Origin of the sequence: Micromonospora sp. NPDC047753 (genome assembly GCF_040642735.1) — a bacterium.
GTDB lineage: Bacteria > Actinomycetota > Actinomycetes > Mycobacteriales > Micromonosporaceae > Micromonospora.
The window spans coordinates 1-2,687 of record NZ_JBEYSL010000701.1 but is presented as its reverse complement, the minus strand read 5'-3'; the positions used below and the strand labels follow the sequence as shown (position 1 = coordinate 2,687).

Here is a 2,687-nt window from a genome sequence, read left to right as displayed (position 1 = left end):
AACTCGGCCGCGATCCGCAGGGCGAAGGTGGTCTTGCCGGCGCCGGGAGTGGCGACCGCGGTGAAGTCCTCGGTACGGCGACGCAGGTATTCCACCATCGCCTTGCGCTGCCAGGCGCGTAGCGCCGGGAACGTCTCGAGCACCGGCGTCCGGGCTGCCACGCGAAGCTCCTCTCCGACCGCACGATGGCGGACCCCGGGCGAGGGCCACGAGGATCCGCCGCCCATGAAAACGCCTCCGCGCAGAAGCTGCCGCGAAGGCCGACTCAGCATAACCAGCACGGGCCGTCGGGCCCAGGCGACGCCACGCTGGTCACAATCCCGCACCCGAGCGAACAGCGGCCCGACCGTCTCACCATTCCCGGTCGGTGCGTGGATCCGCCCCGTCGGCGCGCGGCGGGCGCAGCGTCGCCACCGGCGCGGACCAGCGTCGACGCAGCGCGATCAGGCGCAGCCCGAAGACCAGGACGGCGGCGGCGGTGAGCGGGACGGGCCCGGTCTGCCCGGTGACGTACAGCAGCACCACCAGGATCGAACCGGCCAGCGCGGCCAGCGCGTAGATCTCCCGGCGCAGCACGACCGGGATCTCGGCGGTGAGAAGGTCGCGGCCGAGCCCGCCGCCGATGGCGGTGAGCATGCCGATCAGGCAGGCCCCGACCGCCGGCACCCGGGCGTCGAGCGCCTTGAGCGTGCCGGTGACGGTGAACAGCGCCAGGCCGGCCGCGTCCAGCACCAGCACCGTGGTGCGCAGTCGGGCCAGTTGCGGGTGCAGCCAGAAGACGGCGAGCGCGGTGATCGCGGCAGTGGCCGCGTACCGCCAGTCGGCGAAGGCCAGCGGCGGCACCTCGTCGATGACCAGGTCCCGGAGGATCCCACCGCCGAGGGCGGCGACGAAGCCGACGAACGCGACACCGAACAGGTCCAGTCGCTTGGCCACCGCCGCCGAGGCCCCGGACGCGGCGAACACCGCCACCCCGGTCAGGTCGGCGAAGAGCAGGGCGGTGGAGGTGGTCACCGCCGCAGGCTACGTCGCCGGCCAGAGCACCGGCCGGGGTTCACTCACGGTACGAGTCGTAGATCTCCTTGCACTTGGGGCAGACCGGCGAACCCGGCTTGGCCGCCTTGGTGACCGGGAAGGTCTCGCCGCAGAGAGCGACGACGAAAGTGCCCATGACGGCGCTTTCGGCGATCTTCTCCTTGCGGACGTAATGGAACATCTCGGGACCGGTGTCGGCGTCCTTCAGCTCCGGACGCTCGAGAACCTCTGTGCTCACGTCTACACCTCCGACGGACAAGTTTGGCAGGTCATCACGGCCGGGTCCACTTGAGCCCGGCGGGGGCCCCACCCCGTACGGTGCCCGTGTGACTGACTTTCGCATCAGCTACGGCACCGAGGTGGCCGAAGCCCAGCGCGACGGCCGACCCGTCGTCGCCCTGGAGAGCACCATCGTCTCGCACGGGCTTCCCCGACCGGAGAACCTGCGCGTGGCCAGGGAGATCGAGCGGACGGTTCGGGAGGCCGGGGCCGTTCCGGCGACGATCGGCATGATCGCCGGTGAGCTGGTGGTCGGCCTGGACGACGCACAGCTGACCCGGCTGGCCACGGTCGACGGCGTGACAAAGCTCTCCGTGCGCGACCTCGCGGTCGCCGCCGCGACCGGCGCGGACGGCGCGACCACCGTGGCCGCCACCAGCGCGGTGGCCGCCGCCGCCGGCATCGGCGTGTTCGCCACCGGCGGTCTGGGTGGGGTGCACCGGGAGGCCGCGCACACCTTCGACGAGTCGGCGGACCTGGTCACCCTGGCGCAGACCCCGATCGCTGTGGTCTGCGCCGGGGTCAAGTCGATCCTCGACGTGGGTGCGACGCTGGAGCGCCTGGAGACCCTCGGGGTCGCTGTCGTCGGTTACCGCACCCGCCGGTTTCCCGGCTTCTACCTGACCGACGCCGGCTTCGACCTGGACTGGTCGGTGGACTCGCCGGAGCAGGTCGCCGCCGTGCTCGCCGCCCGGGACGAACACTCCGTGCACACCGGCGGGCTGCTCATCGCCAACCCGCTGCCGATCGACGAACAGCTCGACCCGGAGCTGCACGACCGGACTCTCACCGAGGGCCTGGCCCTGCTGGAGCGGGACGGCATCACCGGAAAGGCCGTCACGCCGTACCTGCTCGCGCACTTCCACTCGGCAACCGAGGGCGCGAGCCTGGCGGTGAACGTACGGATCATCCTGCGCAACGCCGACCTGGCGGCGCGGATCGCGGTCGCCTCGGTGGCCCGCGGCACCGCCGTCCCGGCATGACCCGACCGGCCCGGATGGTCGTCGTCGGGGACGTGATCACCGACGTGGTCGCCGTGTTGTCCGGACCGCTGGCTGCCGGCTCGGACACCGGGGCCGCCATCAGTCTCGGCGGCGGCGGTCAGGCGGCCAACACCGCCGCCTGGATCGCCGCGCAGCGGGTGGACGTCACGCTCGTGGGGGCCGTCGGTGACGACGACGCCGGGCGGGACCGGGTGGCCGAGCTCGAACGGGCCGGCGTCGACTGCGCCATCGAGCGGATCGACGGCGCCCCGACCGGCACTGTCATCGTGTTGGCCGAGCTCGCCACCGGGCACCACTACCGGGTCGCCGTCGACGCGGACGGTTCGGTGCTCGGCTACGCCGGGCTCGCCGGCGTTCCGCCGGACGAGG

The 2,687-nt window shown here is 72.5% G+C and carries 4 protein-coding genes; 2 read left to right on the top strand and 2 right to left on the bottom strand.

The annotated features are described in order from the left end of the window. Positions 1 to 351: 351 nt before the first annotated feature. Positions 352 to 1,014, bottom strand: coding sequence for a trimeric intracellular cation channel family protein (locus ABZ749_RS33385; protein WP_355009879.1), 663 nt, complete (start codon positions 1,012 to 1,014; stop codon positions 352 to 354). A gap of 40 nt (positions 1,015 to 1,054) precedes the next feature. Further along, positions 1,055 to 1,273: a DUF3039 domain-containing protein gene (locus tag ABZ749_RS33380; protein ID WP_007456912.1), complete on the bottom strand. Its 219-nt coding sequence runs from the start codon at positions 1,271 to 1,273 to the stop codon at positions 1,055 to 1,057. A gap of 88 nt (positions 1,274 to 1,361) precedes the next feature. On the opposite strand from ABZ749_RS33380, the gene ABZ749_RS33375 reads away from it, so the two are divergent. Together ABZ749_RS33375 and ABZ749_RS33370 are read left to right on the top strand one after the other, a co-directional pair. Beyond that, the gene (locus ABZ749_RS33375; RefSeq protein WP_357234980.1) at positions 1,362 to 2,297 is read left to right on the top strand and encodes a pseudouridine-5'-phosphate glycosidase; all 936 of its coding nucleotides are present in this window, start codon (positions 1,362 to 1,364) and stop codon (positions 2,295 to 2,297) included. After that, a partial coding sequence (locus ABZ749_RS33370) for a PfkB family carbohydrate kinase (protein ID WP_357234978.1) occupies positions 2,294 to 2,687 on the top strand: 394 nt, incomplete at its 3' end. The genes ABZ749_RS33375 and ABZ749_RS33370, both read left to right, overlap by 4 nt.